A 26,700-nucleotide genomic window follows, 5' to 3' on the forward strand; every position below is an offset into this window, starting at 1 on the left:
TTGTTGGTTAAAAATATGTTCGTATTTTTGCGAACAACGAACTATTAATTTAAAAAAAATGGACATAAAAGTTTTAGGAACAGGCTGCCCCAAATGCAAGGCATTGGAGAAAGCGGCCAACGATGCGGTTACTGCTGCCGGTGTGGATGCCACCGTATCGAAAGTGGAAGATATTATGCAAATCATGCAGTTTGGTGTGATGACTACACCTGCCCTGGTAGTTGACGGGAAAGTTGTGGTAAAAGGCCGCGTTCCGGGTATTGACGAAATCAAGAATTTTATAACCAAATAAAAAAATCAAAACCATGAAAAAAGCATATGCACTAATCAGCTTAATTTTTGCCATTGGCATTTTTACATCGAATGCCCAGTGCTGCAACAAAACCGCTCAAGCCGATAATTCAGCCGAGGCGCTGGCATTAGCCGAAGAGGAAAATGAATCGGCAGTAAAAGCCTACTATTTTCATACTTCGCGGCGGTGTATGACCTGTAAAACCGTTGAAAAAGTTTCGGCTGAATCGCTTAAGGAATTGTACGGTGATAAAATACAGTTAAAATCGGTAAATCTCGACAACAAAGAGAACGAAGAACTGGCTGAAAGCCTCGAAGTAGGCGGACAGTCGCTTTTGTTTGTAAACGGAAATAAAAAAATCGATATCACTACCGACGGTTTTATGAATGCGGTGAGAAACCCGGAGAAACTCAAAGCAAAAATTAAGGAAACCGTTGAATCGCTGAAGTAAAATGCTGTAATGGAAGTACTGCACAATTTTCTTGAAAATACGCAACTGCCGCTGTTCTCGGCATTTATTCTGGGGCTTATGACAGCCATAAGCCCCTGCCCTTTGGCAACCAACATTACCGCCATCGGGTACATCAGCAAAGATATTCAAAGTCAGCGTCGTGTTTTTTACAACGGGTTGATTTATACCCTGGGTCGTGGTATTTCTTATACAGTCATCGGATTAATTTTCTTTTTCAGCGCCAGCCAGTTTCAGTTATCCGGATTTTTCCAGATTTGGGGCGAAAAAATCATTGGCCCGCTGCTCATTATCATCGGACTTTTTATGCTGGGTGTTATCAAACTAAAAATCCCGGGAATTGGTTCGTTAACCGAAAAAATGGAGAACAATTCCAAAGGAGGTTTTTGGGGAGTGTTCCTTTTGGGAATTGTTTTTGCCCTGGCCTTTTGCCCATACAGCGGAGTGCTCTATTTCGGGATGCTCATTCCCATGACTATCAGCAGTGCAGGGGGACTTTACCTGCCTGTTGTGTTTGCGCTGGCCACCGGAATTCCGGTCATCATTTTTGCCTGGCTGATTGCATTCAGTGTAGGTAAAATCGGCCAACTCTATAATCGGATGAAAACATTTGAAAAATGGTTCCGGCGTGTAATTGCGGTGTTGTTTATCGGTGTTGGAATTTATTATGTGGTCACCATATTTTTTTAAAATTGCAAATGAACACATCAGAAAAATACAACGAATCATTTATTGAACTGGCTGCTGCTTTGCAGGCGCTGGCTCACCCGGCGCGGCTGCAAATTGTGGAGCATCTCGCCAAATACCACGAATGCCCGGCCGGGGCAATCAGTAGCGAACTGCCGTTAAGTAAATCAACCGTGTCGCAGCACATGGCCAAACTGCGCGAAGCCGGACTCATTTCGTGCAGTCCTGCTGGTATTTGCCAGAATTACAAGCTGAATGAAAACCGGCTGAACGAAGTAATTCAGCAAATGGAATCGTTTGGCGATGCGGTAAATTTACTTGCGAAAGAAAAAATCAGGTGTAAAAATTCGATAAACAAAGCTCAACTCGAAACTGTGAAAAGTTTTCAACTGACAGAATAAAATGAAGAAGATTTGGAAAAGGGAATAAAAATATTTTGTCCGAAAAAGAAATGCGGAAAATGCACGCGACTTTTTGTCCGGGTGGAGGAGGCCATAAAAATTTCAGGTCAGTCGTGGAAAATTGAAAAAATAGATTCGATGGACGAAATGATAAAATACCCCACCTGGATTTTGCCCACACTGGTAATAAACGGGAAAGTGGCAGCCCGCGGATATGTTCCATCTGTGAAAATGATCGCAAAACAGTTAAAAACAACTAATATTTCACGCAAAGACGCGGAGACGCAAAGTTCTGATAATTAATCAGATTAAAAGTTGTAAAAGGATTAATAATGATTTTCTTAACAGTTTTAACTTATTGGAATATTCTTGGCGCCTTAGCGCCTTTGCGAGAGCTTTTAAATATTAACCCAATAAAAAATCAATAGATATGAAGACAACAATAGGATTTATCGGCGGAGGAAGAATTACAAAAATTTTCCTCGAAGGTTTTAAAAACAAGAATGTTGAATTTGAATCGGTAAAGGTTTACGACCCCAACAACGAAACACTCGATGCGCTGGCGAGTGACTTTCCGGCAGTAAAAAAAGCCGGAACACCCGAAGAGGCAGCGCAGGCAAAAGTAGTGGTAATTGCTGTTCACCCGCCGGTGGTTATGGAAACGCTCGAAAAAATTGCAGGGGTGGTAAACGACGAAACGTTTGTGGTTTCGCTCGCGCCCAAAATCACCATCGAAAAAATAGCTTCGAAAGTAAAAACTGCCAACATTGTGCGGATGATTCCAAACGCAACTTCATACATCAACGAAGGCTACAATCCGCTGGCGTTTCACCCGGCCATGCTGAAAAAAGAGAAAAAGCAGATAAAAAAACTATTTAAACCGCTGGGTAAAACCTTCGAAACCGAAGAGCACAAACTGGAAGGTTATGCCATTATTTCAGGAATGTTGCCCACGTATTTCTGGTTTCAGTGGCAGGAGTTGGAGACAATCGGAGAAAAAACCGGTCTCTCAAAAGAAGAAGCTGCGAAAATCATCAGGACAACGTTGAAAAATGCCATCAAATTGTATTACAAATCAGGCTTGACACCAGAAGAAGTAATGGATTTAATCCCGGTAAAACCCATCGGCGAAAACGAAGAAGAAATTAAAAACACATTAAATTCCAAATTGCTGGGATTATTTGAGAAGATTAAACCCTGAAACAGATTATGGACTGGAAAAAAGAATTTAAAATTCTGGGGTGGATTGTTGCCGTTTTTGTATTTGCTTTTTTTATGCCCCTCGAAAGCGCGCGATTCACTGAAGCTATTATGGCCATGTTCGATTTGGCCAAATGGTATGCACAGGAACATGTTATTTTGTGCCTGCTGCCTGCCTTTTTTATAGCTGGTGTAATTGCCGTTTTTGTGAGCCAGGGCGCCGTAATGAAATACTTTGGCGCCAAGGCAAAAAAATGGGTTGCCTACTCAGTGGCATCCGTTTCGGGAACAATCCTGGCAGTGTGCAGTTGCACCATTTTGCCGCTGTTTTCGAGCATTCACAAACGCGGTGCAGGCCTCGGACCGGCCATTGCCTTTTTGTACAGCGGACCGGCTATCAATATTCTGGCTATAATTCTCACCGCACGCATTCTGGGTTTTGAGATGGGCGTTGCACGTGTAATTGGTGCCGTGGTTTTTGCCGTGGTCATTGGCTCCGTTATGTCGCTCATTTACCGAAAAGAGGAAAAAGCAAAAAATGAAGAGCAACTGAGTTTCCCTGATGTTCCGGAAAAGCGCCCCATGTGGCAAACATCGCTTCACTTTTTCACGCTGGTGCTGATTCTGGTTTTTGCTAACTGGGGAAAACCGGGCGATGGTGTAACTGATGGCGCCTGGTACTGGATTTGGGCCAACAAATGGTACTTTACATCGGCATTCGGGCTGGTACTTGTTTATTCCTTAATTGCCATTCTGAAAATCAAATGGCAGCATGTGCTGCTTGCAGCAGTTGCCACTGCAGCTTCTGCCTTTATAAGTTCATCTCCTCAAATACCTATGGTGGTTGCCATTGCAGGGCTAAGCGTGATTACATTAATCGATAAACGGGACCAGGATAATAAAGAGTGGACCATTTCGGCATGGGATTTCACCAAGCAAATTATGCCGCTGCTGGCCATTGGTGTGCTTGCCGCCGGTTTTCTGCTCGGTTCAACCCACGGCGACACAGCGATGGCAGGCATTATCCCCAACGAATGGGTGGCCAACCTGGTAGGCGGAAATTCGGTTTTTTCCAATTTCTTCGCCTCCATTGTAGGTGCATTCATGTATTTTGCCACGCTGACTGAAGTGCCCATTTTGCAGGGATTGATTGCCGCCGGAATGGGAAAAGGCCCGGCCCTGGCACTGTTACTCGCAGGTCCGTCACTGTCATTGCCAAACATGCTTGTAATCCGTGGTGTTATAGGCACACAAAAAACATTGATTTATATTTTGCTGGTGGTTGTAATGGCTACCATTTCAGGATTAATATATGGAACATTCTTTTAAAAACTTGAAGAATACAAAAAATAACATTAAATGAACAGAAGAAATGCAATGAAAATAGCTGCCGGTGCTATTGCTGCAGGAGGAGCCGGTCTGGCTACACTTACCACTGCTTTTAAACCGGAAAAACAATTGGTTCCGGAAGCTCAGAACCTGGAGTACAATCCAACAGAAACCAATTGGGAATATTTCCATCTGGCCCCTGACGAGACAGCGCAACTGGCCTACGATAAATACAGCGAAGGAAGTTGTATGTATGCCACGGTAAGCAGTGTGGTGTTACAACTGGCTGAAAAGTTTGGAGAGCCGTTTACGTCATTTCCCCTTCACATGTTCAAATACGGACATGGCGGGATTGGAGGCTATGGTACGATTTGCGGAACACTGAACGGCGCAGCAGCGCTTATAGGCTTGCTTATTACCGACAAAAGTGTGCAGGATAAAATGATTGCCGATATTTTTCAGTGGTATGAAAGCGAATCCATGCCGGCTTTCAAACCAAAAAATGCAGTGGAAGATTTTACGCCTGAGAAAAGCGTTTCCAATTCGGTGTTGTGCCATGCGTCAAACACCAACTGGTGCAAAGCATCAGGATTCAGTGTTGGCAGTGCAGAGCGAAAAGAACGATGCCGCAGGTTAACCGCCGACGTGGCGCAAAAAGTCTCAAATTCGCTTAACGAAATTTTCACCCACGCTTATGTAACAAATACGCACAGCAACGAAGCGGCAAACACCTGTGTGGCCTGCCACGGAAATGAGGGAAAAATCAAAAACACCTCGGTTAAAATGAGCTGCACATCCTGCCATACAGAATCGGTTGCACACAAAGCGTTTGCAGATGTACATTATAAATTCATGAAATAAAAAATGATTGCGTAATTGGGATGAGACATTAATTTTTGAAACGAGCAGAAATAGAAAAATCCAACACTTTTGCAATTTAACAGCTTAATAATTTCACCATGAAAATTTTAATTCTTTGCACCGGCAACAGTTGCCGCAGCCAGATGGCACACGGTTTTTTAAAGTCGTTCGACAATCGTTTGGAAGTTGAATCCGCCGGAACGGAAGCTTCGGGAAAGCTGAATCACAAAGCCGTAGAAGTGATGAAAGAAATTGACATCGACATCAGTCACCACACTTCGGATTCAGTTGATTTATACCTCGACAAAGAATGGGACTATGTGATTACCGTTTGCGGCGGTGCCAATGAAAACTGCCCGGCTTTTTTGGGTAAAGTAAAACACCGGCTGCACATCGGATTCGACGACCCGTCGTTTGCCACCGGAACCCCGGAATTTATTCAAACTGAATATTACCGGGTGCGCGACGAAATTAAAGAGGCTTTTTGGAAATTATACATCGAAAAAATTAAACCACAATTACAATGAAAGCAGATGATTTAAAATTGGTAGTAAAAGAAAAGTACGGTTCCATTGCCGGCCAGAGCAACTTACTGGAACAACAACAGGGATGCTGCGGTTCGTCGGGTTGTTGCGGTGAATTGGAGTTCAGCATGATTGGCGACGAATATACCAGTGTGCCAGGCTACAACCCGGATGCAGATTTGGGTTTGGGCTGCGGCTTGCCCACCGAATTTGCCGGGATAAAACCAGGCGACAGCGTACTCGATTTAGGCTCCGGAGCCGGAAATGATTGCTTTGTGACCCGCTCTCTCGTGGGTGAAACGGGAAAAGTGACCGGTCTCGATTTTACCGAAGAAATGGTTCAGAAAGCCCGAAAAAACTTAGCCAAAACCGGTTTCAAAAACATCGAATTCATTCAGGGCGATATTGAAAAAATGCCCCTGCCCGACTCCACTTTCGATGTGATACTCAGCAACTGCGTACTCAACCTGGTTCCTGATAAGCAAAAGGCTTTTTCAGAAATTTACCGGGTGCTGAAACCGGGTGGCCATTTTTGCATTTCGGATGTGGTAACCAGCGGTGAATTACCGGAGGGACTGAAGGAAGCTGCGGAAATGTACGCCGGCTGCGTATCGGGTGCAACCGAAAAGCAGAAATACCTGAAAATTATAGAAAAACAGGGATTTTCCCAGGTTGAAATTCAAAAAGAAAAACCAATTGTAATTCCAGACTCCATTCTTGACAAGTATTTAGGGGAAAAAGATGCTGAACAATTCAAACATTCCGGCACCGGAGTATTCAGTATTACCGTAACTGCAAACAAATAACCGGTATGGAAAAGCAAAAAAGGAGCATCGGGTTCTTCGAAAAATATTTGACTATCTGGGTGGCGCTCGGAATCCTTGGTGGAATCGGCCTTGGCTATCTGTTTGGCGATGGAATTGAATTTATCAGCAGCCTTGAAGTTGCCCGTGTAAACATTCCGGTTGCCATTTTAATCTGGCTGATGATTTACCCGATGATGCTCCAGGTAGATTTCAGCAGTATTAAACAGGTAGGTAAAAAACCGCGCGGAGTTGTCTGGACGCTGATAATCAACTGGGCCATCAAACCCTTTTCCATGGCCTTTTTCGCCTGGGTGTTTTTCTCAAAAATCTACGCCGCCTGGATTGACCCGGCACTGGCCGGCGAATACATTGCAGGGGCTATTATTTTGGGGGCGGCACCCTGTACGGCCATGGTTTTTGTGTGGAGTTACCTCACCGATGGCGACCCCAATTATACGCTGGTACAGGTTTCGGTCAACGACTTGATTATTTTGGTAGCATTTGTGCCAATTGTTGGTTTATTGCTCGGAATTACCAATATTACCATTCCTTATGAAACACTGGTAGCCAGCGTAATTATTTTTGTGGTGGTTCCGCTGGTTGCTGGAGTCATTACACAGCGAATTTTGATAAAACACCGTGGAGAAGAATGGTTCAAAAAAGAATTTTTACCCAAACTGAAACCGGTAAGCATTGTGGCGCTTTTGGTTACACTGGTGTTGCTTTTCGCCTTCCAGGGACAAAATATCCTGAATAACCCGCTCATTATTTTACTTGCTGCCGTGCCGCTGGTCATTCAAACGTACTTCATCTTTTTCCTGGCATGGTTTGGTGGAAAAAAGCTGAAACTTCCGCACCAAACTTGTGCTCCTGCAGCCATGATTGGCGCCAGCAACTTTTTCGAACTGGCCGTGGCCGTGGCCATTGCCCTTTTCGGATTAAACTCACCGGCGGCATTGGTAACGGTAGTGGGCGTTTTAGTTGAAGTCCCGGTGATGTTGTCGCTGGTGGCTTTGGCCAACCGGTGGAAGTACTAAGAACAGCAGTTCCATTAATTACCTGTTTGGTTCCCTCAATGTGAAAATGACCTGGTGCCGGATATTTCCGAAAAAACCCGCCCGCAGGCATTGTTTTTTAGCAAATGATTAGTAGTTTTAAAAGCCGAAAACCAAAAAACTGCAATTGAACGAAAAACCGAAAATAACACTCAGCACTGCAACACACCACCAGCAAACGGTAATTACAGTCGAATTTTCTTACAACCGCGAACTGATTGACGCATTGAAAACCCGCACCAACGCTCGTTGGAGCGCCACCATGAACTGCTGGTACATACCGAAAGACAACTTTGTATTGGGCGAATTTTTTAACGCCATGAAACCGCTGGCGTGGATTGATTATTCGGCGGTAAAAATTGTTGACGAGCCGGAAATTCCCAAACCAAAAAAGCGCGATTATACTTACCGCCGTAATATTGAACTGCCGAAAGGATATTTAGAATTGCTTCATCAGAAACGATATAGCAACAGCACAATAAAAACATACTCGGCTTATTTTAAGGATTTTATTCATTATTTCAGCGAATCGAATCTTGAAAAGATTACGAGTGAAGAAATAAACGACTACCTTTTAAATTTAATCAGGAAATGGGACATATCAATCAGCGAACAAAATCAACGAATAAATGCCATTAAGTTTTACTTCGAAAAAGTACTGCGAAAAGAAAAACATGTTTATGAAATTGAAAGGCCCCGTAAAGAAAAATTGTTACCTGGAATATTAAGCAAAGAAGAGGTAGGAAAAATTTTAAATGCTACCAATAACCTGAAACACAAAACTATAATTTCTGTTATTTATTCGTGTGGATTACGGAGAAGTGAAGCCATAAATATTAAGATAACTGATGTGGATTCGAAACGGATGATGATAAAAATAAATGGTGCAAAAGGTAAAAAAGACCGTTATGTACAGTTATCAGAAGGATTATTAAACCTATTGCGTCAGTACTATAGTGAACATAAGCCAAAAATTTGGTTATTTGAAGGGCAGAAAGGAGGAAAATATGGAACAGAAAGTATATCGAAGTTGCTGAAGGCTGCAGCCTATAAAGCCGGAATTAAAAGGCGTGTTTATCCGCACATGCTGAGGCACAGCTTTGCCACTCATCAGTTGGAACAGGGTGTGGATATAAGGTATATTCAGGCATGGCTCGGGCATGAGAGTTTGAAAACGACTCAACGCTACACACATGTTTCAGAACATAATTTTAAAAACTTTAAAAATCCACTGGATGAACTACTTTAGCAAGAAAGTTGGGTTACACACCCTAAAAAGCATTGTATCCCAACCAAACAATAGAGAAATAACCCAACTTGTTGGGTTGCACATACGTTAGCGCCAAGCTAAAAATACATCCTGCATAAAATGAACATTGATAAAATCAAATATTACATTGACCAATATAAATTGAACTTCAAAACAGTTCATCGACAGGAGATTTATAAATGGCAAGCTGTAAAATGTTTTCAGGAGAACTGGGACATAAATGCTATTGATTTTACAGCAATGATTGATAAATCCTTATTGCAGACCAAAAACTTACTTGATTCGGGTAATTATTTCCCCAAAAGGATGATAATCAATAATTCAAAAATTAACCCTGAATTAATTAAGCCCTTATTTATTGACTTATTTGATGAACAAAAAGATTTAATTGAAAGGATTAGACAATTTCAAACCGACTTTTCAAAAATAAACAGTAAAAATTTTGCAGGTCGACTTGATTATCAAGACCCCAGAGCAATAATCGTTTATTTAGTACTTAGATATCCTGAAAGATATTTTTTATACAAATTCACGATGTTTAAGAATTTTGCAGAAAAGATTGATTATGACTACATTCCTGTTAAAGGTCGATTTGAAAACATTGGTCAATATCAAAAATTGTGTGTACATATCAAACATGAACTGATAAAAGACCAAGAAATTTTAAAACTTCATAAAGACCGTCTTACAAATGATTGTTTCTATGATGAAAATTTAAATATACTGACACAAGACTTTATTTACGCCGTGGATAGATATTTAGATGTTGATGAACAAATCCCACGAACAAGATTTCGTATTATTGGAGAGGGTAGAATCTTAAGTCCTGAAAATTCTTCGCATGGGATAAATTTTAAAGGACGTATTGTTAATTATGAGCAGATAGAAAAAGAAAATAAACGAATTGGTGATTTAGGAGAAAAATGGGTGATTCAAAGAGAACGAAACAAATTAATTAATGCGGGATTACAGAACAAGATTGATAAAATAAAACATATCTCAGTAGAGGAAGGTGACGGGACAGGATTTGATATAAAATCTTTTGATGAAAAAGGGAATGAAATTTTTATTGAGGTAAAAACGACCACTGGAAATTTTAATCAAGCCTTTTATATTTCGAGAAATGAACTTGAGAGAAGTAAAAGTGATGGTGCTAAATACTATCTTTATAGAGTTTACGAGTTTAACGAGAAAGATAATACGGCAAGTTTGAAAATATTACAAGGTAATTTGGAGAACCTTTGTGATTTTCCAACACAATTTAAAGTAAAGATTAATGAAAAATAGCCAGGCGCTAACAATGTGTAAAATTAATCGCGGGTGAAGTGCGTAATTTCAGCCTCCTGCCCCGCTTCAACCCCGGTGTGTATGCGGACTGGAACGATGCCCGAAAACCGCGCCTAATCTTACACTTGAACGTTGTGTGGCATTTTAAAAAAGAGCTAAAAACTTAAATTTTTACATCATGATAATAAAAACATTCGTTCATATTTTGCCCGACGGCACAAAAGGAAAATTTACAATAAGAGAAAAAGAAATAAATGGAGAGCTGTTCTATTTTGCAAATGCAATTGACATTGAGAGTGAGTTTTATATAAAAAAAACTCCTAAAGAACGCAACAAATATCTTGGTGTTGAAATAACTAATGGAAATCAAAAAACAATTTATTATAGGAGTGCCGAGCGATTAGAAAATGACATAATCAATAGGTATGGGAATGAAGACCTTGAAACTGAAATTTAAAAAACAACTATGAAAAATATAGCTATTTACTTCCTCATAATTCTAATATTTCAGGGTTGCAATTATTCAGAATCGAATTCAAGAAAAAATTCAAATCAAGTTATTAATAATACAGATGACCTTATTAATAAAAATAAGAACAAGATTTTATTCCTTAATTTTTGGTCTGGCATAAACGAAAATGAATTTGAATCAATAAAAGATTTAGAAACAAAAAATGGAAATTTAAAGAACGGTGATTTTATTCTTATGCTCCCAGAAGGAAATTCTTCATTTAAGGAAGTTCCTTTTGCCGTTATCAGAAAAGACAAATCAATTTTGCTTCAATACAATGACGACCATTGGGTTAATCGAAAAGACATAGACATACTGGAAACAGAAGACTATGTTTGGGGAAGTCAAGCTAAAACTCAAGGTCGTTTTTATGAGGAAATTGAAAATTACCTTATAAATACCTTTGATGAAAAATATGAACGAATTGAACATGAATCAAACGTATGGAAAACAAAAATCAATGACGAAAATTATAAAACAATAACATTGGAAGTTAAGTATTGGTATTATGCTAATAATGCCAAGACAAGAGAACCCTATGGAGAACATATTTTTGCGAATGGTGGAAAATTAAGATTTGAACCAGATGACAGAAAAAAAAGAGATAAAGTTGCATCAGGTGAATTTCAAATAATATATGAAATGCTTGATACATATTTAGATAGAGAGAGATTACGAGAAAAGAACGCAGAACAATATAAGCAAGAGAAAATTAAACAAGAAAATGAAACAAAAGATAAAATAAATGAAAATAAGAGTAAGTTATAATTTAAAATAGAATATTATGAAAAAACGTGGTTTCATAATTCATAACTCCAAAAGATATGAATACGAGATTGATGAACAAGGATTCGTTTGGTTATTAATAGAACCTGGCAAAACAAATATTGGACAAATAAAACCTGTTAATTCCCACAGCGACATTGAAAAAATATTGCATGAAATGTTAGATGGCGGCGGATATTAAAAAACGACCACACAACAAAGTACATATTGCAGGGCGGGGTTCGGTGGTACGCCAACTGCGGATTCTCGTTTCGCAGTTCCGTGTCCTTCGGACAGGAACGCTCTTCGAAATCCGCCCCGACAACATGTACCAACCGTTACCTGCTATTTTAAATGACAAACTATAAATCTATAATAAACAATAAATATTGATATGAAAACTACACTGTTTTTAACCCTTTTGTTTTTATCGACCGCAATATTATACGGACAAGACATTAAAATTGGATTTAAAGATTCGATTCAATCAAAGGCACTAAATGAGACCAGAAAGTTTATCGTAAAGCTTCCAAGAGATTATAATAACTCTGAAAAAACCTATCCTGTTCTTTATCGACTAGACGGAGATTTAGACATGTACACTGAAACCGTAGGAACAATCAATCGCTTGGTCTATTTGGATGAATCAACACCAGACATGATAGTGGTTATGATTGAAAATACAAACAGGAATCGTGACATGATGCCTACAACAACAAGCTTTTTCGCATCAGTTCCTGGTGCTGACAATTTTAAAAATTTCATAGAAAATGAATTAGTTTCACATATAAATAGTACTTATAGGACAACAAATGAGAAACTCCTATGTGGACAATCTTTAAGTGCAATATTTACAATATATTATTTTTTGACAAGTCCGAACTCATTTGATTCATATATTGCTTGTAGTGGAGGATTTCCTGAATGTGAAGAATATTTCATTGACCTAACAAATGATTTTCTAAAAGGTGAGCAAATCAAGCCAACAAATATTTTTTTGACACACGGTATGACTGATTTTTTAGACCCAGAAGGAGTAATAAAGAAACAACTTATAGATTTTAGTCAACGGATTAAATCAAAAGAAAATATAGTTTGCAAATTAAAAATCTATGAGGACGAGGGACATGTTCCTTTTCAGAGTTTATATCACGGATTGAGATTTATATATGCATCGAAAAAATAGAAAAACAGCAGGTAACAATGTATAAAAATAATAGCCGAGATAGTAGTAAATTCAAGGGTTGTAGCCCGCTTCAACTTCCATGTAATTTGACAGAAAAGTGCCACGCAGTCGGCTACTATTCTTATACTAACCGTTGGCGGTAATTGTAAGAGACGACACGGCATATAGATAAAATTGAATAGATAAAACAATCAATGAAAACACCAATAATCATAAGAGACAAGATTTTTAAATATAAAAAGGATGCTCTTTTTTATTTTAAGTCGATACTTAACTCATATGAATTCGGAGAAACTTTGAATGCAGAAGATACTGCAGATGTAACAGCATTGCTACTTGAAAATGAAACAAGAAGAGATAAAATTGGTTGCGGAATAAAGGAAATTCGGATTGGTAAAGTGCAATTTGGAACGAAATGCTTCCAAATTATAAGGTATGATTTAACAATAGAAAATTTTTCATATGTATATTGCATAAATGGAGACCTTAAACCTTTTACAAAATTTAGCAATGCTTGCAGAAATGCGATACATAAAGATTTACATGATGTAAAACAAAAATATTTTGACCAGAATTCTGTTAAAGGAAAAGTAAAATGTCAGGAGACTGGTATATTAAGTTCGTGGACAGAATTGAATGTTGACCATAGACAACCAAATACCTTATCAATAATTATTGACAGGTTCATTGAACTTCATAAAGTTGATTTAAAAAACATTGAGTATGAAACGGACAAAGACAATAAATCATTATTAGCCGATAAAGACTTGGAAAGCAAATTCAGAGATTACCATATGGAAAAAGCTAACCTGAGAATTGTGAGAAAGGAGAATAATAAAGGGCGTTCTTATCAAGGGAGGGTGAAAAATCAAAAAAAAGATTTACGAATTGATAGGACATAAAAACAACATACCGCCAACATTTTATAAATTTAACTGTGGGGTCAGTGCTTAATTTCAGCCTTTCAGCCCGCTTCAATTTTGTACGTATGCGGACTGGAAACTGCCACGCAAACCACAGTATAAACTTATAAGTGAAACGTTATGTGGCATTTTAAAAGACAACAATCTGACACGGTATGAGAATAATAAAAAACACGATTACAATTCTTGCTGAAATAATAGTCTTGATTCTTTCGACATTATGGTATATTAAGACTTATGAATACGAACCATTAATTGCAATGATTATTAGTGGTGTTGGACTGTTAACGAGTTTGATTTCTAAATGGTTTGTAAGACCCAAAATAGTATTACATCATAAAAAAACTGATTGGGGTAGACTTACCAAAGGTTATACTTCAAATAATCCTCAAATAATAAGACTTGGCGTTGACATACCAAATCAATATTGGGAACTTTTCTGGAATCATATTTTGGAAATAAGGAATAATTCATCACAGACTGCTTATTCTATTGATATAAAATACATAAATACACCTCCCAAAACTTATATAAATGGAGAAATTGGAAAAATAGAACCTTTATTACCAAACGAAAGGAGAGATTTTAAAATTAAAATTGTTCAAAATACGACAGGAACTCATTTAGAAGCAGACGACTACCTAAAAACAAATATTAAGACTTTAATGGAGGATGCCAAAATTATAGTAAAATATGAAGATGAAAGCGGAACGAAATTTTATACTGAATACAATTGGCTTACAGACACGAACAAATTTAAACTATTCAATAATTTTAAAAACAAAACAACATGAATAAAGGTGGAAAAATTGCGGTTACAATTCTGTTAATTGTAGGATTTTTTATTATCGGAATATTATTATCGGCAGCAGGTGCAAGTAAAACATTTACAGGCTTATTAGCATTAGGATTATTCTTCGGAATACGAGAAATGTGGAAGAAACCGAAAATTGATGAATCGACTGAAATTAAACTTGACAAAACCCAAAATAATGATAGTGAAAACAACATAACAAAACAATGATTCCTAACCTTTATAATATTTTGCAAGTTGACCGATATGCTTCTAAAGAAGAAATAAAGAAAGCATATAGGAAACTTGCTTTACAATGGCATCCTGATAAGAATAAAAGTCCAAAAGCTCATGATAAATTCATTGAAATAAACGAGGCTTATCTAATTTTATCAGATGACGAAGTAAGAAATAAATACAACATTGAATATGATTTATATTTTGCTGCAAAAACAGAAATAAAAGAAGAACAAATTTTTGGTGAATATCAATCCACTAACAGTAATGGTTCATACAAACAAAAAGCAAGTTACAAAGACCCTGATTTAAATAATTGGACTTCAACAGCAAATAAACAAGCAGAAAAATATGCGTCAATGTCATTTTCTGATTTTACTAAACTAATTGGCGAAATCATAGTTGAAACAGGTAAACAAGGAGGCACGGCAGTTATATACGCAATTTCAGGAGTAGTTGGAGCTTCGGCAATTTTTTCTTTTATTTCAGGTATCAACTACGGAGATATTCCTCAAATAGTTTTGTCACTAATTTTTTTAGGGCTTTCAATATTGGGTTTTAGTTTCACTTCTAAACGTTATAAATCATGAAATCAAATTATCTTTTAATAATGCTTGCCTTTATTCTGGGAAGCTGTGCAAATCAAGTAAAAAACGAAGATAGATTAGAACAGGAGTATAAATTTGGCTCTGTAATGTATATAGAATACAAAAAGAGTGAAGATTCAGGAAATAAAGATGTATTTGGCAAAATAATTTTCAATAAAAACTCAATAAAAGTTGAAATGAATATTGACGGACAGGTTGAAAATGAAGATTTTACAATAAGAACAGTTACATTTGATAAATCTCCTAATGAACTTAAGTATAGAACTTATAAAGGTGATTTTTCTGTTAAATTGCGAAATGACACAATAATTGATGTTACTCTTTATACAGGTTCTTTCTTGACAACTTTTAATAAAACAAAGGAAATTGCTCTAATAAAGAATAAATTACCAATTTCTATTGGAATGCCATTAAAAGATTGGAAGCGGATAGAAATCAGTGATATTGGAACTATTGACCTTTCTCCAAAACTTGAAATTCAATCTGGAAAATACAAAGAAATGAAACTTCAAATAAAGGATAAAGCTCAAGAAATTTGGGGTCTTAAATTTGATGAACCAAAATTAGTTATTCAACCAAAAGGGATAAATCAATTTGACGAAACATCACTAAGTAAATATTGTAGAGTAATTATTGAGACAATCCCAGGAAATCCTGATGAATTTCAACGTCTTAATGAAAAAATTGACATAACATCTTCTGAATTATCAGAACTTAATATTGAATTTAAAAACCAAGTTCAACAAGGATTTTATAATACACCTTTAAAACTTATTGAATGGTATCCATTAAGAATTAATGAAATAAACGGAATGCCTTGTATTCATGCAAGTTATAAACGACAATTTAAAGACCAACCTTTCGTAATTGTTGACTTGTATAGGTTTTTGAATTATGATAGGATTATATCGTTAACAATTTCATACCGTATTTCGGAAAAAGAATATTGGTCTTCGATTTTGAATAATACTTTAAAATCTTTCAGAATTACAAACATAAAATAAAGAATCATGGAAACAATTGTAACTCAACAAGCTGGTTTAGGTTTAATCGGTTGGATTATTGTATTTTTAATTATTGGAGCAATTCCAATGATTTTTAAAAAAGATAAAGATAAAAAAGATGACCAAAATACTGATAATCAATAAAAAACGCCACATAACACGCGGTATAGTTAATTGCCGGTGCAGTGGGTATTCGAGCGGCACAGCTCGAATCAAAGTTCGTGGTAACTTGACAGGAAAGTGCTTCGAAATCGGCAACTAACCATACCGCCACCGTTGGCGTTCATTGTGAAAGACTCAGCAATACAATATTATTTTGAAACAAAACTTACAAAAAATAGTAATAAATAAACAAGTTCAGACCCACTATAAGTGAGGTTTAATTATATGATTTAAATTATCTTTTAAAAACCAAAAACTCAAACAAAATGAAAACTTGTTATGACCCAACTAAATCTGACTTTAAAAAGCTTTTTATCTTAGTCTTTTGCATTTCATTTTTTACATTTTATACCTCTGCAAAAGAAAAAACATTTAGTGTTCATTCTGACACTTATGTTGCATCTGATACTCCGGGAACTAATTATTGCAATGAACAATCTGTAGCTATTGGCACTCATCAGGACATTATTGGATTAATTTATTTTTTTATTGGAATTGATGATATTCCTTCTGGTTCAACTATAGATAATGCAACATTAAAATTATATTGTACTACGATAACAGAAAATAGTAATGTAGCAATTAGTAGAATTTCAGAAGGATGGGGCGAGTGCAGTGTAAACTGGAATAATAGACCGGGTTCAGATTCTCCGGTTAAATTATCTAAACCCCAATCAACGAATCAGTGGTGGGAGATAGATGTTACAGATATTGTAAAGGAGTGGGTAACTTTTGGAGAATCAAACAATGGATTTTATTTAGAGAAAAGTAACTCAGGGATTATAATGTTTAATTCTAGTGAAAATTCTTCTAACAAGCCACGTTTAGAAATAAATTACACAGAAGGTACATTTTCTGCCAATGGAAATGTTACTTCAACAACGGATGGTTACGGAGTTCAATCGGTGAGAATGGATTTTAGCAGAGTAAGTGGGTCAGGAAGTATTCCAAATTCAGTTTATACAAGTGCAACAGGTGATTGGGAACAAGATGGATTCGATGTAAACACAACATACAGAGTAACTCCAGTTCTTGAGAACCATAATTTTTCTCCAACTTATAAAAATTTCTCAAGTAGCGGTGATAATGTTTCAAATCTAAATTTCACAACTGCAACAAGTTATTCCGTTACTATCAATTCAAACCCTAGTGGGGCAGAAATTCATCTTTCAAGCCCAGAAGGTACAATTATTGGGACAACACCTAGTACAATAGATAATATAGAAGGTAATATTTCTATTTATCTTACAAAAGATGGTTATGAACCTTTAGAATATTCGCTCACTTCAGAAGATGCAAATCAAACAATTACAATTGAACTTACTGAAATTACCTCCTTAGTATTTACTCCTCCATTTCAAAATGCAATAACAGACCATGAAGTTAATGAACTTTCGCATTGGGGTCTGAGATTACTTTTAACAGCACCTTCTAATTTTGATGCATCAACGGGAAAAATAAATCATAGCTCACTTCTCGAAATGTTTTTAGTTGGCGAAAGTGCATTTTATACAAAAAACTCAATTATTTGGAGTTTCCAAGTGCCAGAAACGGGAACATATAGGGTTCAATTTGATGGAAGTTTAAATGGAGGTATTTATGGTGGTGGATTTGGTGGTCTAAATACTTATAAACATTGGTTATATCTTTCATCAAAAATTACTACCGATATTTATGATGATTCATATATTGGTAGAAGTTATTCAGACTTATTAAATACTTTAGATGAAGAATTACCAAGTGGATTCAATTGGGTTTCATATAATTCATTTTTAGAAATTGGGGAAGCAATTGCTAAAATATACAAAGTTGGTTGGATAGTTAAACTTGTTAAAGCAGCGGATTTGGCCGATTTAATTAATTCAGTTAAAGAACTTATCAGCCCAGAGATTCATTTCAATAATGAAAGTTTTAATGGCGATAAACTTGAATATGAAGTTACATTACAAGCAAATAAAGATTATTATTTCGAGTTTGGTGTTAATGGATATACTTTGGCTGGAATAAGTAGTTATGACGGAGGTTTTGTTGGTGCAGAAGAAATTACAGCATCACTCAACAAAGTAACGATAACAAAAATTAATGAATTAGAAACACCCCAAATACAAATTTCACCTAAAAGTTTTATTGAACTTTCCAATGTTGAAAAAGGCAACTATTCTGACAACCCAAATATTTTCAAAATTACAAACGTTGGTGGAGGTCAGTTGAACGGCGAAGCAAATGTTGAATATGGTCCTTTTAGTATTATAGGAAGTGCAAACTATTCTCTTAACAGTAACGAATCAAAATATGTATCATTAAGATTTTCGCCTTCTGAAGTTGGTAAATATACGGGTAAAATAGTATTTACAGGAGGAAAGCAAAAGGAGAGATATATTTATGCAAGCTGCATTGCGACTAATCCTGACTTAGTAGTTACTCCAATAGAAGATTACAATTTTGGAAATGTAACAGTAGGGGACAAAAAAATTTCAGAAACATTCACGGTAATTAATTCAGGAAGCGGAAATTTAATTGGTGAGGCAATAGTAGACGAACCTTTTTATATTACTGATGGTAGTTATAATCTTGGTCATGGCGAATCAAAAATAATTTCAGTCAAATTCGAGCCAAATCAGGAAGGAACAGTTTCAAAAACAATTACATTTAGTGGTCAAGGAACAATTGAACGAAAAATAAATGGTACAGGCATTTATGAAACAGGGTCTTTAAAAGTAAACATTTCCCCGAACGAGGTTGTAAGTGTCGGCGCACAATGGAATGTCGATGGTGGTGCTTGGAAAAATAGCGGAGCTACTGTAAGCGGATTAAGTGTTGGAAACCATACTGTTTCTTTCAAAGACATTTCGGGGTGGTCAACTCCTTCAAATAAAACGGTTTCAATCAGCTCTAACCAGACCACATCTACTACGGCAACATACACACAGCAGACAGGCTCACTATCTGTAACTATCTCGCCAAATGATGCAATAAATGCAGGTGCACAATGGAATGTCGATGATGGAGCTTGGAAAAATAGCGGAGCTACTGTAAGCGGATTAAGTGTTGGAAACCATACTGTTTCTTTCAAAGACATTTCGGGGTGGTCAACTCCTTCAAATAAAACGGTTTCAATCAGCTCTAACCAGACCGCATCTACTACGGCAACATACACACAGCAGACAGGCTCACTATCTGTAACTATCTCGCCAAATGATGCAATAAATGCAGGTGCACAATGGAATGTCGATGATGGAGCTTGGAAAAATAGCGGAGCTACAGTAAACGGATTAGGTGTTGGTAACCACATCGTTTCGTTCAAAAGTATTTCTGGCTGGAACACTCCTTCTAACAAAACTGTTACAATCAATTCCAATCAAACCACATCTACAACTGGAACTTATACTGAGAATAATTCTGAGAATGAGCTTATTTGGGAAGACGAATTTGAAAATTATACTTCAGGAACATTCCCCAGTAATTGGGTGGCAGACGCAAATGCGACAAATACATCTAAAAACTATACTGATAATAGTATCCAAAAAGAAGGAGCAAATTCATTAAAATTATTTGGAACTCTAGGCGGTTGTTGGGGAGCATTAGCATATCATAGCTTATCAGTTTCCCCACCTTACTATATTTCAATTGATGTAAAAAATGGAACAGAGCAGCTATCCGGCTGTCACCCAGACCGAGCAAGCATTGCCTTAAGAAAAGGCACGTCTTGGTCAAACCCTGCTAGGTCTTTAGTTGATTTTAAGGGTGATGGCAAAATATACGCGAATGGCAGTGATTTGCTTGAATCTTATTCCACAAATACATGGATTAACGTAATAGTAAAATATGAATTACCTACAAGTAATCAAGCAAAAACAACATTCTGGGTAAACAATAACCTCCTAGGTGAATATTTTTCATCGACAATAGCTGAAGAGAATGAATTAGATAATTTACAATTAGCTGTTCAGGAAGGTACAGCGTGGTTTGATAATGTTAAAATCTATAAGTCACTTTCTATTCCTACTGCCGTCAATAGTATTGTCTATGAGAGTAAAATAAGAATTTACCCAAATCCAATCAAAGACCAAGTTACAATATCAATTGACGACCCGAATTTAATTAATTCTGTTGTTAAAATTATTAATTCTTTGGGGAGCATTATTAGTGTTCATAAACTTGACTCTTATGAAACAACAATTAATACTTCAAGTTTATTGTCAGGGTTTTACATTATCCAAATCCAAAATAGCAGCTTCATTTATAATGAAAAAATAACAAAATGACCAATTCTAATTTAGAGCAGTAATTTTGAATAAATGTATTGGTAATTAATGACAAATAAAGAAAACAACGAAACGCCAACATTGTGCAAATTTCATCCCGGCTATGGCGGTAAATTAATGTATTTCATAACGTTAAATATTTTGTGCTATGTTGAAAATAAATCAAACGCATCCGGGCCGAAAACTTGCACCAACCGTTACCAACCATAGAAATAAAGATACTCACGAAGACAAAAAATAAGATTGCAGTTCCATGTATTGTGAAACTTTTATTTATATTTGTCGTTGTAAAATATAAGATTTGGAATTACTAAGAAAACATAAGCTGATTAAGCTCAAACAAAAGAATCGTGGGAACAAGAAATTGACTTCTGCGATTGACATGTTGATTTCAGATATTGAAAGTGCCCAATGGACTAAAAAAACAGAAATTATAGAAACACGACCTGATGCAGATTGTGTACACAGCGATGGTTTTTACTTTTTTGATATAAACATTCATCGTACAATGATTTTGATAGTCTTTGAAGATAATGAAGCAACAGTCGTCTGGACTGGTTCGCATGATGAGTATGACAAGACTTTTAAAGGAAATAAAAGCACGATAAAAAAATGGTTACGTAAACAAAATTTGATTTAAAATGGATAGATTTTCAATACAAAACATACAGAGATTAAATTCATTAGAGAGTGAATTGGATTTCGAAAAAGCATCATCACTGTTTCTAAAATTACGTGTGCTTGAAAAAGAGGATGAATCATATAAACCAATCCGCAAACACCTTCGCAACCTTATAAAAGATTATGAAGAAAAAAATTGGGGTGATGAAAATTCCATAACAGATAATCAAATTAAAGACAGCGATTTAGCTGAAACATTAGTGCAAGCTGAAAATGACTTCTACGAAAAGAGAAAAAAACGAATTAAAGCAAAATTGAAAGAGGCAGGGTTAACCCAAAATGATTTAGCAAAGATTTTAGGTCATCGGAAAAGCTATATGTCGGAATTGATTAATGGATTACGCCCTTTTTCAAAAGAGGATTTAATCGTTATAAACAGACTATTTAAAATAAAATTGGAGGATTTAATTCCAACGTTTATAAAGCAAGACAGAGCAACACATATCAAAAGGACTTTAGAATCATTGTCTCATAATAAGATAAGACTAACTAAAAAAGATTTTGATTTACAAATGGTTTGATGATGAAAATTCTAACTACGGTTGGTAACAATGTGTAAAATTAATCGCGGGTAAAGTGCTAATTTTCAACTCCCTGCCCCGCTTCAACTTCGGTGTGTATGCGGACTGGAACAATGCACGAAAACCGCGCCTAATCTTACACGTAAACGTTAGGGGCAAGCAAAAAGAGCATCCTGCAACAATGATAAAATCCAAATGATGAAAACAATTTTAGAATTATCAAATACAGAAGCGAAAGAGTATTTTCTTAAGCAAGAAAGCTATTGCAATATTGACTTGCCAAAATATTTTGAGTTTCAACCATTGTTGAATGCTCTTGCCCAAAATGCGAATATTGGAAATATAGCTTTAGGTAATGCTAAAAAGTTTGACAATATCAACTATAAATTTCTGACAAACAAAGACGGGAAGTTTGCTTGGCGACCATTGCAATTAATACATCCTGCAATCTACGTGAATCTTGTCAATAAAATTACAAAGGAATATAATTGGAATATTATTGTTGAGCGTTTTAGAAAATTTCAGAGTAATGAAAATATAAAATGTTATAGTATTCCTATTGCATCTTCAGGAGATAATAAATCTCAAAAAGGGAAAAGTATTTTTAACTGGTGGCAACAAATAGAACAACAATCTTTAGAATTAGCATTGGATTATGACTGTTTTATGAATACAGATATAGCTGATTGTTATTCTTCAATTTATACTCACTCTATACCTTGGGCTTTACACGGAGAAAAAGTAATAAAAACTGATTTTCTATTTCCAAGTACACCACGAAAAAAGTTTTTAGGCAATGATATTGATACGACGATTCAGAGTATGCAATATTCCCAAACCAACGGAATACCTCAAGGAAGTGTATTAATGGACTTTATTGCAGAAATGATTTTAGGGTATGCAGATGCTAAGCTGACTTATAAAATTAAAAATTATAACAGGAAAGAAGTTAAATATAAGATTAGCGACTATACAATTCTAAGATACCGTGATGATTATAGAATATTTGCCACGAATCAAGAAACATTAGTAAAAATTGCAAAATTGCTTACGGAAACTTTATTTGAGTTAAACTTAAAACTTAACTCTCAAAAGACTTTTATCTCAGATAATATTGTTAGGGATGTTATAAAGCCCGATAAATCATATTGGAATGAGGCAAAACAAGGTGAGAAAACATTGCAAAAACACTTGTTTTTAATTCACTCTTTAGCTGAAAAGCATCCCAATTCTGGGAGTTTAGCAACTGCATTGACAAAGTTTCTTGAAGAAAGAGTTTATCCATTAAAGCTGTTTAAGGAAGAGAATTCTAAAGTGATAGTAAGTATCTTGGTAGATATCGCATATAAAAATCCAAGAACTTATCCTGTTGTAACAGCTATTTTGAGTACAATTTTATCGCTGGAAATAAATAGTAAAACTGTGGTTGAGATATTTAACTCTATCGAAAAAAGATTTGATAAGATACCAAATGTTGGACATCTTCAAGTTTGGTTACAGCGATTAACTATTAAAGCAGACAGGGATAAAGATTATCCTGAGACTCTTTGTCAAAAAGTAATAAATACTGATACAGCAATTTGGAATATAGATTGGCTGAATCATCAAAACATTAAAGATTTATTCATAAATACATCAATAATCAATGACACTGAAATTGACGAAATGCAACAAATTATCGAGCCAAATGAGATTAGTGTATTTGGATATTAAGAGAATGCCAGCCCCTAACATTTTGTATAAGTAATGGCAGGCAAAGTGCTAAATATCAAGGTTTGTAGCCCGCTCAAACTACATAGCGTTTTGACAGGAAAGTACCACGCAATCTGCCACTACTCATACAATTTACCGTTAGCCTTAATTTTGAAATTTCGCAAATATGTTACAACTTTGTAATTACATTTTAAAAAATTAGTTATGGAAATTTCAGTTATAAAAATCGGAAATTCAAAAGGGATTAGGTTGAGTAAAACTCTACTTGACAGATACAATATCAAAGACACCGTTGATTTAATAATGGATAAAGGGCAGATTATTTTAAAACCAATTGCGAAACCAAGAAAAGGATGGGAAAAGGCATTTGAAAAAATGGCTAAAAGTGGAGATGACAATTTATTATTTGACGATGTATTTGACGATGAAAATCTTGAAGAATGGAAATAAAACAATATCAAATCATTTTGGTTAATCTCAACCCGACCATTGGAAGCGAAAAAAAAAAACCAGACCTTGTGTTGTTATTTCGCCTGATGAAATGAATAAATATTTGCGGACTGTTGTAATTACACCAATGACAACAAGTTCAAAAAAATATCCAACAAGAGTAAAAATTAGACATGACAATAAAATAGGCTGGATTGTTTTAGACCAAATCAGGACAATTGACAAACAAAGAATAATCAGGCTTTTTGGAGAATTACAAGATTCTGAAATCCAAGAATTAGAATCGGTTTTGAAGGAAACTTATATTGACTAAAAAGAAAAAAACTAAGGCTAATAAATAGGACTCTGAGCGGCGCGTAGCGCCCAGCGATGAGTCCATGTTGAACCCGCCTGAGTGACATAGTCGGGCAGGCTACAACCCGGTTTATTTTGCAGGATTTTTTTCTATGTCCTTAACGACGGTTTTAGGTTTGGTTATTGTTGAAATTCAGGTGATTATTGAATTATTGAAATACTCTGCAAGAAGTCGTAAACGATACAAAAATAAAAATTTTACTTGTTATATATCTAAAATTTTGGGGGCGATAGAAAATTGAAACAATTGAATTAAGATGAAATCCATTTTCAACGGAATAAATGAGTACTTTGTGAGTGCTTTTAATTCAGCTATCCCGCAGGGATTTAGTTCAGCAGTGGTCAACTTCATCGAAGAAGGTTTTCAAATCAATATCGACGATATGCTGAAACCCTTCGTTGATGTATCTCTGTGCTTTCAATACTGCCTGCACCACGTTTCGGTTTGGACGGAAACCAAAACTGGAATCCGAAAACTCAAACCCGAACCGGGCATTGATTACCTGCAAAACCGCCTGTTGAAGCAATTGGTCGGTTACGGTGGGAACACCATGACTTTACGGTCAAAGGAAGGTTTGACCGTTATGCTTAAAGGGGAACTGTTTTTTTGAAGCCGGAGAGTCAGGTGTTCATCAGTTTTACAACCATAGTATGGAACCATGCATATATTTGGATTTGAGGACGACTACGGGAATTGATATCGTTGAATATCCTGATTCGGGGAAAATTAACATTCTTCCCTACAAAATGGTATTCGAAAAAAACAGGCAGACAGATTATAACCAGGGGGAAGAAAATGTGAGAGAGGTGTGGAGGAAAATCAAAAAATAAACTGAGCAATAAAACAAACATCCAAAAGATCCTCGCTTACACGAGTTTCAAGCTCCGGGAAAAACAAAGTTAATGGATTGTTGTTTTTATAAGAGATTGATAATACGTGCAGTGCAGCCAGCGATGGATTGATTTCTTCCATGGTTTTTGCCCCGGATCAACTTTTTTTGCGGGTGAAAATGATGTAGTCAGCAAATTTGTAAAGGCCATGCCGCCAAAGTTGTATGCCGTGTAAACTCAAAAGAAATTCTTATGAGATACTTACTTCAACTTATCTTCGGATTTTGCATTCTAAGTACTCCGGTGTATGGACAAATAATTGACATGCATATGCATGGTTATACTACCAATGAATATTATGGAGGCAATCCAAATCCGGCCAACGGAATAGCTTCACCTGCAACTGTGGAAGAGCATCAGCAAAGTATAATCGCGTTAATGGATCAGCATAAGATTCAATATGCTGTGATGAGCGCTTCGTTGGAGGCACTTGAAAATTATACCGCATTGGATAAGCGGTTTATCACTGCCCACCAGGATCAGGAAGACGGGCTCCTTGAAATATCAAATTTTGAAAAACTTATTCAAGAGGGAAAAATCAAAATTTTTGGGGAAATAATGGCCGTTTACAAGGGATTGTCCTTATCTGACTCCATTTATGCGCCTTATTTAAAGATTTGTGAAAAATATGATATCCCTGTGGCTGTGCATACCGGAACATCACATCCACGATTAGCAAATACCTGCTGTCCAAACTATAGAATTGAGACTGGCAACCCTTTAAATGTGGAAGATGTATTGATTCGCCACCCAAATTTGAGGGTTTACCTTATGCATGCAGGCACTGAACATTATCAGAAAACCATAGCCCTGATGTATCAATTTCCAGAGTTGTATGTTGATGTAGGGGCACTTTTATGGATTGATGATTTTACCAAATATTTTGGCGTTGAATTTTTGAAAGCTGCAAAAGCCACCGGGATGATTGACAGGGTGATGTTTGGGAGCGATCCAATGGTTTGGCCGGGAGCAATTACAGCATCGATTAAATTTTTAGAGTCCCTGGATTTCTTAACTGAAGATGACAAACAGAAGATATTTTATTCTAACGCTAAAACTTTTTTAAATATTCAAGATTAAATACGGCATACAGGCGGTTTGACAAATTGCCGGAACTGTGGGTTATTCAAGTCCCGCAGGTTCTCCAAAACATCTCATGCCGCCAAACGTTTTCGAACAGTAAAAGAGACATAAAATGAGAATTAAACCCATTGAAAAACCAAAAGCAATTTTTTTAAAGCTTGTATATTGGATAACGAAAAAGCAATATGGCAAGGTAATTTCACCAATTAAAACAATTTATTCCAGAAGCAGACCCTTGCTGTTCTTTGGAAAAAAAATTATTGACACAGAGAAAAAAGTAAAAAACCACGCCCAGAGGACGTGGCTTTGGGATAACCCCTGGAAGGGGATGAAAATACCTTTACCCTCAGAGAAGGTAAAAGCTTGTTATTT

33 protein-coding genes and 1 pseudogene are annotated in these 26,700 nt (G+C 36.3%); 33 read left to right on the forward strand and 1 reads right to left on the reverse strand.

Going from position 1 to position 26,700, the window contains the following annotated elements; genetic code table 11:
• Positions 1-58 precede the first annotated feature (58 nt).
• The 31 genes and pseudogenes from BUC07_RS03215 (at position 59) to BUC07_RS20850 (ending at position 25,185) form a co-directional block, all read left to right on the forward strand.
• Positions 59-292, forward strand: a complete 234-nt coding sequence (locus tag BUC07_RS03215) for a thioredoxin family protein (RefSeq protein WP_073165428.1) — start codon at positions 59-61, stop codon at positions 290-292.
• Between the two features lie 13 nt (positions 293-305).
• On the forward strand, positions 306-743 hold the full coding sequence (locus tag BUC07_RS03220) for a nitrophenyl compound nitroreductase subunit ArsF family protein (protein WP_073165430.1): 438 nt from the start codon (positions 306-308) through the stop codon (positions 741-743).
• A gap of 9 nt (positions 744-752) precedes the next feature.
• On the forward strand, positions 753-1,451 hold the full coding sequence (locus BUC07_RS03225; protein WP_073165433.1) for an aromatic aminobenezylarsenical efflux permease ArsG family transporter: 699 nt from the start codon (positions 753-755) through the stop codon (positions 1,449-1,451).
• A gap of 8 nt (positions 1,452-1,459) precedes the next feature.
• Entirely contained in the window at positions 1,460-1,849 is a 390-nt protein-coding gene (locus BUC07_RS03230) for an ArsR/SmtB family transcription factor (RefSeq protein ID WP_073165436.1), read from the forward strand.
• Positions 1,850-1,861: 12 nt separating this feature from the next.
• Positions 1,862-2,152 (forward strand): thioredoxin family protein, encoded by a 291-nt coding sequence (locus tag BUC07_RS03235; RefSeq protein ID WP_083578071.1) that lies wholly within the window; start codon positions 1,862-1,864, stop codon positions 2,150-2,152.
• Between the two features lie 127 nt (positions 2,153-2,279).
• On the forward strand, positions 2,280-3,050 hold the full coding sequence (locus BUC07_RS03240; protein WP_073165439.1) for a pyrroline-5-carboxylate reductase family protein: 771 nt from the start codon (positions 2,280-2,282) through the stop codon (positions 3,048-3,050).
• An 8-nt stretch (positions 3,051-3,058) separates the two neighbouring features.
• On the forward strand, positions 3,059-4,378 hold the full coding sequence (locus tag BUC07_RS03245; protein WP_073165442.1) for a permease: 1,320 nt from the start codon (positions 3,059-3,061) through the stop codon (positions 4,376-4,378).
• A gap of 30 nt (positions 4,379-4,408) precedes the next feature.
• Positions 4,409-5,239, forward strand: coding sequence for a C-GCAxxG-C-C family (seleno)protein (locus tag BUC07_RS03250; protein ID WP_073165444.1), 831 nt, complete (start codon positions 4,409-4,411; stop codon positions 5,237-5,239).
• A 98-nt stretch (positions 5,240-5,337) separates the two neighbouring features.
• The gene (locus BUC07_RS03255) at positions 5,338-5,766 is read left to right on the forward strand and encodes an arsenate reductase ArsC (RefSeq protein ID WP_073165447.1); all 429 of its coding nucleotides are present in this window, start codon (positions 5,338-5,340) and stop codon (positions 5,764-5,766) included.
• On the forward strand, positions 5,763-6,569 hold the full coding sequence (gene arsM / locus BUC07_RS03260) for an arsenite methyltransferase (RefSeq protein WP_073165450.1): 807 nt from the start codon (positions 5,763-5,765) through the stop codon (positions 6,567-6,569). Before BUC07_RS03255 ends, arsM begins: the two co-directional genes overlap by 4 nt.
• Positions 6,570-6,574: 5 nt before the next feature.
• Entirely contained in the window at positions 6,575-7,606 is a 1,032-nt protein-coding gene (arsB, locus tag BUC07_RS03265; RefSeq protein WP_073165453.1) for an ACR3 family arsenite efflux transporter, read from the forward strand.
• 145 nt (positions 7,607-7,751) lie between these two features.
• Positions 7,752-8,873 (forward strand): site-specific tyrosine recombinase/integron integrase, encoded by a 1,122-nt coding sequence (gene xerA / locus BUC07_RS03270; RefSeq protein WP_073165456.1) that lies wholly within the window; start codon positions 7,752-7,754, stop codon positions 8,871-8,873.
• 120 nt (positions 8,874-8,993) lie between these two features.
• Entirely contained in the window at positions 8,994-10,181 is a 1,188-nt protein-coding gene (locus BUC07_RS03275; protein ID WP_073165459.1) for a protein NO VEIN domain-containing protein, read from the forward strand.
• A 178-nt stretch (positions 10,182-10,359) separates the two neighbouring features.
• Positions 10,360-10,638 (forward strand): hypothetical protein, encoded by a 279-nt coding sequence (locus tag BUC07_RS03280; RefSeq protein ID WP_073165461.1) that lies wholly within the window; start codon positions 10,360-10,362, stop codon positions 10,636-10,638.
• 9 nt (positions 10,639-10,647) lie between these two features.
• Complete coding sequence (locus BUC07_RS03285; protein WP_073165464.1) at positions 10,648-11,460, forward strand: hypothetical protein; 813 nt, start codon at positions 10,648-10,650, stop codon at positions 11,458-11,460.
• Positions 11,461-11,476: 16 nt separating this feature from the next.
• Positions 11,477-11,659 (forward strand): hypothetical protein, encoded by a 183-nt coding sequence (locus BUC07_RS03290; RefSeq protein WP_073165467.1) that lies wholly within the window; start codon positions 11,477-11,479, stop codon positions 11,657-11,659.
• A 192-nt stretch (positions 11,660-11,851) separates the two neighbouring features.
• Positions 11,852-12,643: an alpha/beta hydrolase gene (locus BUC07_RS03300; protein ID WP_073165473.1), complete on the forward strand. Its 792-nt coding sequence runs from the start codon at positions 11,852-11,854 to the stop codon at positions 12,641-12,643.
• A gap of 194 nt (positions 12,644-12,837) precedes the next feature.
• Positions 12,838-13,545, forward strand: a complete 708-nt coding sequence (locus BUC07_RS03305; RefSeq protein WP_073165476.1) for a DCL family protein — start codon at positions 12,838-12,840, stop codon at positions 13,543-13,545.
• Positions 13,546-13,721: 176 nt separating this feature from the next.
• Positions 13,722-14,360 (forward strand): hypothetical protein, encoded by a 639-nt coding sequence (locus BUC07_RS03310; protein WP_073165479.1) that lies wholly within the window; start codon positions 13,722-13,724, stop codon positions 14,358-14,360.
• Positions 14,357-14,590: a hypothetical protein gene (locus tag BUC07_RS03315; RefSeq protein ID WP_073165482.1), complete on the forward strand. Its 234-nt coding sequence runs from the start codon at positions 14,357-14,359 to the stop codon at positions 14,588-14,590. The genes BUC07_RS03310 and BUC07_RS03315 overlap by 4 nt, the downstream gene beginning before the upstream one ends.
• The gene (locus tag BUC07_RS21515; protein ID WP_073165484.1) at positions 14,587-15,186 is read left to right on the forward strand and encodes a J domain-containing protein; all 600 of its coding nucleotides are present in this window, start codon (positions 14,587-14,589) and stop codon (positions 15,184-15,186) included. Before BUC07_RS03315 ends, BUC07_RS21515 begins: the two co-directional genes overlap by 4 nt.
• Positions 15,183-16,208 carry a hypothetical protein gene (locus BUC07_RS03325; protein WP_073165487.1) on the forward strand — a complete coding sequence of 342 codons (1,026 nt, stop codon included), beginning with the start codon at positions 15,183-15,185 and terminating at the stop codon, positions 16,206-16,208. Before BUC07_RS21515 ends, BUC07_RS03325 begins: the two co-directional genes overlap by 4 nt.
• Positions 16,209-16,214: 6 nt before the next feature.
• On the forward strand, positions 16,215-16,352 hold the full coding sequence (locus BUC07_RS20845) for a hypothetical protein (protein WP_175552451.1): 138 nt from the start codon (positions 16,215-16,217) through the stop codon (positions 16,350-16,352).
• A 284-nt stretch (positions 16,353-16,636) separates the two neighbouring features.
• Positions 16,637-20,635 (forward strand): DNRLRE domain-containing protein, encoded by a 3,999-nt coding sequence (locus tag BUC07_RS03330; RefSeq protein WP_073165491.1) that lies wholly within the window; start codon positions 16,637-16,639, stop codon positions 20,633-20,635.
• A 301-nt stretch (positions 20,636-20,936) separates the two neighbouring features.
• Positions 20,937-21,275, forward strand: coding sequence for a type II toxin-antitoxin system HigB family toxin (locus BUC07_RS03335; RefSeq protein ID WP_073165493.1), 339 nt, complete (start codon positions 20,937-20,939; stop codon positions 21,273-21,275).
• Position 21,276: 1 nt separating this feature from the next.
• Positions 21,277-21,837 (forward strand): helix-turn-helix domain-containing protein, encoded by a 561-nt coding sequence (locus BUC07_RS03340; protein ID WP_073165496.1) that lies wholly within the window; start codon positions 21,277-21,279, stop codon positions 21,835-21,837.
• Positions 21,838-22,035: 198 nt separating this feature from the next.
• Complete coding sequence (locus tag BUC07_RS03345; protein ID WP_073165572.1) at positions 22,036-23,550, forward strand: RNA-directed DNA polymerase; 1,515 nt, start codon at positions 22,036-22,038, stop codon at positions 23,548-23,550.
• A 204-nt stretch (positions 23,551-23,754) separates the two neighbouring features.
• The gene (locus tag BUC07_RS03350) at positions 23,755-24,000 is read left to right on the forward strand and encodes an AbrB/MazE/SpoVT family DNA-binding domain-containing protein (protein WP_073165499.1); all 246 of its coding nucleotides are present in this window, start codon (positions 23,755-23,757) and stop codon (positions 23,998-24,000) included.
• A 58-nt stretch (positions 24,001-24,058) separates the two neighbouring features.
• Positions 24,059-24,313: pseudogene (locus tag BUC07_RS21575) on the forward strand (type II toxin-antitoxin system PemK/MazF family toxin); the annotation flags it as partial.
• A gap of 298 nt (positions 24,314-24,611) precedes the next feature.
• Complete coding sequence (locus tag BUC07_RS21720; protein WP_245792620.1) at positions 24,612-24,965, forward strand: hypothetical protein; 354 nt, start codon at positions 24,612-24,614, stop codon at positions 24,963-24,965.
• 40 nt (positions 24,966-25,005) lie between these two features.
• Entirely contained in the window at positions 25,006-25,185 is a 180-nt protein-coding gene (locus tag BUC07_RS20850; RefSeq protein WP_073165504.1) for a hypothetical protein, read from the forward strand.
• On the opposite strand, the gene BUC07_RS20855 is transcribed toward BUC07_RS20850, so the two are convergent.
• Complete coding sequence (locus tag BUC07_RS20855) at positions 25,175-25,327, reverse strand: hypothetical protein (RefSeq protein WP_175552452.1); 153 nt, start codon at positions 25,325-25,327, stop codon at positions 25,175-25,177. The genes BUC07_RS20850 and BUC07_RS20855 overlap by 11 nt on opposite strands.
• Positions 25,328-25,437: 110 nt before the next feature.
• Between BUC07_RS20855 and BUC07_RS03370 the strand changes: the two genes are divergently transcribed.
• Positions 25,438-26,325 (forward strand): amidohydrolase family protein, encoded by an 888-nt coding sequence (locus BUC07_RS03370; protein WP_083578072.1) that lies wholly within the window; start codon positions 25,438-25,440, stop codon positions 26,323-26,325.
• A gap of 115 nt (positions 26,326-26,440) precedes the next feature.
• Positions 26,441-26,700 (forward strand): hypothetical protein (locus BUC07_RS03375; RefSeq protein WP_217652634.1); only part of this gene is annotated, 260 nt, incomplete at its 3' end.

This window comes from Tangfeifania diversioriginum (assembly GCF_900141875.1).
Lineage (GTDB): Bacteria > Bacteroidota > Bacteroidia > Bacteroidales > Prolixibacteraceae > Tangfeifania > Tangfeifania diversioriginum.

Bases quoted from the DNA above. Each gene is read 5' to 3' on its own strand.
- BUC07_RS03215 (WP_073165428.1), top strand. From the start codon at position 59: ATGGACATAAAAGTTTTAGGAACAGGCTGCCCCAAATGCAAGGCATTG.
- BUC07_RS03220 (WP_073165430.1), top strand. From the start codon at position 306: ATGAAAAAAGCATATGCACTAATCAGCTTAATTTTTGCCATTGGCATT.
- BUC07_RS03225 (WP_073165433.1), top strand. From the start codon at position 753: ATGGAAGTACTGCACAATTTTCTTGAAAATACGCAACTGCCGCTGTTC.
- BUC07_RS03230 (WP_073165436.1), top strand. From the start codon at position 1,460: ATGAACACATCAGAAAAATACAACGAATCATTTATTGAACTGGCTGCT.
- BUC07_RS03240 (WP_073165439.1), top strand. From the start codon at position 2,280: ATGAAGACAACAATAGGATTTATCGGCGGAGGAAGAATTACAAAAATT.
- BUC07_RS03245 (WP_073165442.1), top strand. From the start codon at position 3,059: ATGGACTGGAAAAAAGAATTTAAAATTCTGGGGTGGATTGTTGCCGTT.
- BUC07_RS03250 (WP_073165444.1), top strand. From the start codon at position 4,409: ATGAACAGAAGAAATGCAATGAAAATAGCTGCCGGTGCTATTGCTGCA.
- BUC07_RS03255 (WP_073165447.1), top strand. From the start codon at position 5,338: ATGAAAATTTTAATTCTTTGCACCGGCAACAGTTGCCGCAGCCAGATG.
- arsM (WP_073165450.1), top strand. From the start codon at position 5,763: ATGAAAGCAGATGATTTAAAATTGGTAGTAAAAGAAAAGTACGGTTCC.
- arsB (WP_073165453.1), top strand. From the start codon at position 6,575: ATGGAAAAGCAAAAAAGGAGCATCGGGTTCTTCGAAAAATATTTGACT.
- BUC07_RS03275 (WP_073165459.1), top strand. From the start codon at position 8,994: ATGAACATTGATAAAATCAAATATTACATTGACCAATATAAATTGAAC.
- BUC07_RS03280 (WP_073165461.1), top strand. From the start codon at position 10,360: ATGATAATAAAAACATTCGTTCATATTTTGCCCGACGGCACAAAAGGA.
- BUC07_RS03285 (WP_073165464.1), top strand. From the start codon at position 10,648: ATGAAAAATATAGCTATTTACTTCCTCATAATTCTAATATTTCAGGGT.
- BUC07_RS03290 (WP_073165467.1), top strand. From the start codon at position 11,477: ATGAAAAAACGTGGTTTCATAATTCATAACTCCAAAAGATATGAATAC.
- BUC07_RS03300 (WP_073165473.1), top strand. From the start codon at position 11,852: ATGAAAACTACACTGTTTTTAACCCTTTTGTTTTTATCGACCGCAATA.
- BUC07_RS03305 (WP_073165476.1), top strand. From the start codon at position 12,838: ATGAAAACACCAATAATCATAAGAGACAAGATTTTTAAATATAAAAAG.
- BUC07_RS03310 (WP_073165479.1), top strand. From the start codon at position 13,722: ATGAGAATAATAAAAAACACGATTACAATTCTTGCTGAAATAATAGTC.
- BUC07_RS03315 (WP_073165482.1), top strand. From the start codon at position 14,357: ATGAATAAAGGTGGAAAAATTGCGGTTACAATTCTGTTAATTGTAGGA.
- BUC07_RS21515 (WP_073165484.1), top strand. From the start codon at position 14,587: ATGATTCCTAACCTTTATAATATTTTGCAAGTTGACCGATATGCTTCT.
- BUC07_RS03325 (WP_073165487.1), top strand. From the start codon at position 15,183: ATGAAATCAAATTATCTTTTAATAATGCTTGCCTTTATTCTGGGAAGC.
- BUC07_RS20845 (WP_175552451.1), top strand. From the start codon at position 16,215: ATGGAAACAATTGTAACTCAACAAGCTGGTTTAGGTTTAATCGGTTGG.
- BUC07_RS03330 (WP_073165491.1), top strand. From the start codon at position 16,637: ATGAAAACTTGTTATGACCCAACTAAATCTGACTTTAAAAAGCTTTTT.
- BUC07_RS03340 (WP_073165496.1), top strand. From the start codon at position 21,277: ATGGATAGATTTTCAATACAAAACATACAGAGATTAAATTCATTAGAG.
- BUC07_RS03345 (WP_073165572.1), top strand. From the start codon at position 22,036: ATGAAAACAATTTTAGAATTATCAAATACAGAAGCGAAAGAGTATTTT.
- BUC07_RS03350 (WP_073165499.1), top strand. From the start codon at position 23,755: ATGGAAATTTCAGTTATAAAAATCGGAAATTCAAAAGGGATTAGGTTG.
- BUC07_RS21720 (WP_245792620.1), top strand. From the start codon at position 24,612: ATGAAATCCATTTTCAACGGAATAAATGAGTACTTTGTGAGTGCTTTT.
- BUC07_RS20850 (WP_073165504.1), top strand. From the start codon at position 25,006: ATGGAACCATGCATATATTTGGATTTGAGGACGACTACGGGAATTGAT.
- BUC07_RS20855 (WP_175552452.1), bottom strand. From the start codon at position 25,327: ATGGAAGAAATCAATCCATCGCTGGCTGCACTGCACGTATTATCAATC.
- BUC07_RS03370 (WP_083578072.1), top strand. From the start codon at position 25,438: ATGAGATACTTACTTCAACTTATCTTCGGATTTTGCATTCTAAGTACT.